The organism is Nocardiopsis sp. TNDT3 (assembly GCF_003427465.1).
In the GTDB taxonomy this organism is placed as follows: domain Bacteria; phylum Actinomycetota; class Actinomycetes; order Streptosporangiales; family Streptosporangiaceae; genus Nocardiopsis; species Nocardiopsis dassonvillei.
Genome location: NZ_QPFC01000150.1, coordinates 1 through 3,046, shown reverse-complemented (window position 1 = coordinate 3,046; position 3,046 = coordinate 1). Strand labels below are relative to the sequence as shown.

Here is a 3,046-nt window from a genome sequence, read left to right as displayed (position 1 = left end):
CCCGCGGCCGGGCGGTCCCCTCGCGGGCGTCCGCGCCGAGGCCGCCCGGCCGGCGGGTTTCTCTGGGGGCTTGTCCGGACCGGGGCGGGAATCGCGGGCCATGTTCGGAGTCGTCGGCGAAGCCATTAGACTTGACCGAGTGTCCCCGTGCCCAGGCGGAGCCCTAAGAAGGCTGCGTTCGGAAGGCGGGCAGGGGTGCGCGACGAGCGTTCCCGGGCCGGGCGGGTCCGGTGACGGCTCGCCGGGCACGCCTGGAACCAGGGCGGCCGCGTCCCTGCCTGAGGGCAGCCCCCGCCGCATTCCCCGCCGAGGGCGGGAATCGTTCGTGCTACTGGAGCCGTGTTCCCCGTTCTGCGGGGTTGAACCCGAGGAGTTTTGTCGTGTCCGAGGTACGTATCGCTGCCGAGCCCCGCACGGAATTCGGCAAGGGCGCCTCTCGTCGCGCCCGCCGCGCGGGTAAGGTGCCGGCCGTCCTCTACGGCCACGGCACCGAGCCCCGCCACCTGAACCTGCCGGGCCACGAGCTCATGCTCGCCCTGAAGACCCCCAACGTCCTGATCCGCCTCGACGGCCTGGACAAGGACAACCTCGCCCTGCCCAAGAGCGTGCAGCGCGACGCCATCAAGGGCTTCCTGGAGCACATCGACCTGCTGGTCGTCTCCAAGGGCGAGAAGGTCGAGGTCGAGATCCCGGTCAACCTGATCGGTGAGGTCAAGGCCCCGGGTGTGCTCACCCAGGAGCTCGTCACCGTGGCCGTCGAGGCCGAGGCCACCCACATCCCCGAGGGCGTCGAGTTCGTCGTCGAGGACCTGGAGATCGGCGCCACCCCGACCGCCGCCGACGTCAAGCTGCCCTCCGGCGTCACCCTGGCCACCGACCCCGAGGCCATCCTGCTCACCGTCTCCGCCCCGCGCGTGGAGGAGGAGCCGGAGACCAGCGAGGAGGCCTCCCAGGCCGCCGAGGGCGACGAGGGCGCCCAGGAGGCCGCCGCCGAGTAAGGCGGTCGCAGGCCACACACGACGACGCGCGGTCTCCCGACAGGGGCCGCGCGTCCGTCGTGTCAGCCGCCGTCCCGGTAGGGTCGTGCCCCATGGGCAACTGGTGGGGCAGGCTGTTCGGCGGCAGGGGCCCCGGCGCGCGGAGCGCCGGGGGCACAAGCGTCGGCGGAGAGAACGAGGACATGGCCGATACCGAGCGCTGGCTCGTCGTGGGGCTGGGCAATCCCGGGCCCAAGTACGCCGGGAACAGGCACAACGCCGGGTTCCTGGTGGTGGAGGCGCTCGCGGGCGGCGAGCGCTGGAAGGCGCACAAGGCGCACGCGGAGGTGGTGGAGACCCGCCTGGACGGCGTCCCCGTGGTGCTGGCCAAGCCGCGGAGCTTCATGAACCTGTCGGGCGGCCCGGTCTCCGGTCTGGCCCGCTTCTACAAGGTCCCGGTCGAGCGGATCGTCGTGGTGCACGACGAGATGGACATCGACTTCGGCGCGCTCAAGCTCAAGAAGGGCGGCGGGCCGGGCGGGCACAACGGCCTGAAGTCGATGACCTCGTCCCTGTCCAGCCCGGACTACATCCGCGTGCGCTTCGGGGTGGGCCGTCCGCCGGGCCGGATGGACCCGGCCGCGTACGTGCTCAAGGACTTCTCCTCCACCGAGCGCGCCGAGCTGGACCTCAACGTCGAACGCGCCGCCGACGCGGTGCGCACGGTGCTCACCGAAGGCCTGGGCCGGGCGCAGAACATCTACCACACCGCCGCCTGACCTCCCGGGCTCCGGGGTCCGCCGGGGCGGGGCTCACACGCCCGCCGGACGGCCGCTCCCACCAGGGGTTCCACGCGAGGGGCGCCCGCGCCGGGCACGGCGCGCGCCGAGTCGGACGTACCGCGCCCGCCGGCGGAGGAGCGCCGGCGGGCGCGGCGACGGGGGCGCGGTACCCGGCTACCGGCCGCGGCCCGCCCGGGGCGGGCGGCCCCGCCCGTCGTCCTCGGCCTCCTCCAGGAGGGACCGGAGGGTGAAGTAGGCGGGCTTGCGGTCGAAGTCCCCGTCCATGACGGTCGCCGCTCCCTCGCCCTCGAAGAACACCGGCACCCACGAGTACTTGTCGGTGAAGCCCCAGATGGTGAAGGAGTCGCAGCCCTCCACCCCGAGGCATGCCTCCAGCGCCCGACCGTAGTAGTCGGCCTGCCGCTCCAGCTGCTCCCCGGTCGGCTCCCCGCCCCCGGGCACGTCCATGCGCACGTCCACCTCGGTCAGCGCCGTGCCCAGGCCGAGGTCGTCGAAGCGCTGGAGGTTCTCCTCCAGGCCGGACGGGAACCCGTACCGCATGCTCAGGTGCACCTGGGCGGAGAACCCGTGCACCGGCACGCCGTCCGCCAGCAGCTCCTGGACCAGCGCGTGGTAGGCGTCGCTCTTGGCGTTGACGTCCTCGACGCCGTAGTCGTTGAAGTACAGCTCCGCCGACGGGTCGGCCTCGTGCGCCCAGCGGAAGGCGTCGGCGATGATCCCCGGCCCGAGCTCGCGGATCCAGATGTTGTCCTCGGTGCGCAGCCGCCCCGACTCGTCGAAGATCTCGTTGGCCACGTCCCACTGCGAGATCCGGCCCTCGTAGCGGCCGACGACGGTGGTGATGTGGTCGTGCAGGATCTCCCGCAGCTCCTCGTCGGTGAAGCCGCCCTCCTCCAGCCACGCGGGGTTCTGGCTGTGCCACAGCAGGGTGTGCCCGCGCACGTCCTGGCCGTGGCGCTCGGCGAAGTCCACGATCCTGTCGGCCATCCCGAACGCGTACTCGCCCCGCTCGGGGTGGATGTACTCCCACTTCATCTGGTTCTCGGGGGAGACCGAGCTGAACTCCCGGGCCAGGATCCGGCGGTACCGCCGGTCCGAGGTGAAGGGGTCGGGGTAGTCCTGGTCCACGTGGTGCCCGCCGCCCGCGACGGCGGTGCCGATGACCAGGCCCTCGGGCGCGGCCCAGCGCAGCGTGCCCGGCTTGGCGTGGCGGGGGTGGTGCGGCGACCGGTGGCCGTCGCCGTGGTCGTGCCCGGGGGCCGCGGA

At 72.9% G+C, this 3,046-nt stretch carries 3 protein-coding genes; 2 read left to right on the top strand and 1 reads right to left on the bottom strand.

What is annotated here, in order from left to right:
- Positions 1 to 380: 380 nt before the first annotated feature.
- Together DQW06_RS04190 and pth are read left to right on the top strand one after the other, a co-directional pair.
- The gene (locus tag DQW06_RS04190) at positions 381 to 998 is read left to right on the top strand and encodes a 50S ribosomal protein L25/general stress protein Ctc (RefSeq protein ID WP_013154992.1); all 618 of its coding nucleotides are present in this window, start codon (positions 381 to 383) and stop codon (positions 996 to 998) included.
- A 92-nt stretch (positions 999 to 1,090) separates the two neighbouring features.
- On the top strand, positions 1,091 to 1,756 hold the full coding sequence (pth, locus tag DQW06_RS04185) for an aminoacyl-tRNA hydrolase (RefSeq protein WP_013154991.1): 666 nt from the start codon (positions 1,091 to 1,093) through the stop codon (positions 1,754 to 1,756).
- Positions 1,757 to 1,933: 177 nt separating this feature from the next.
- Here the strand turns inward: pth and DQW06_RS04180 are convergent.
- Positions 1,934 to 3,046 (bottom strand): endo-1,4-beta-xylanase (locus tag DQW06_RS04180; RefSeq protein WP_157983337.1); only part of this gene is annotated, 1,113 nt, incomplete at its 5' end.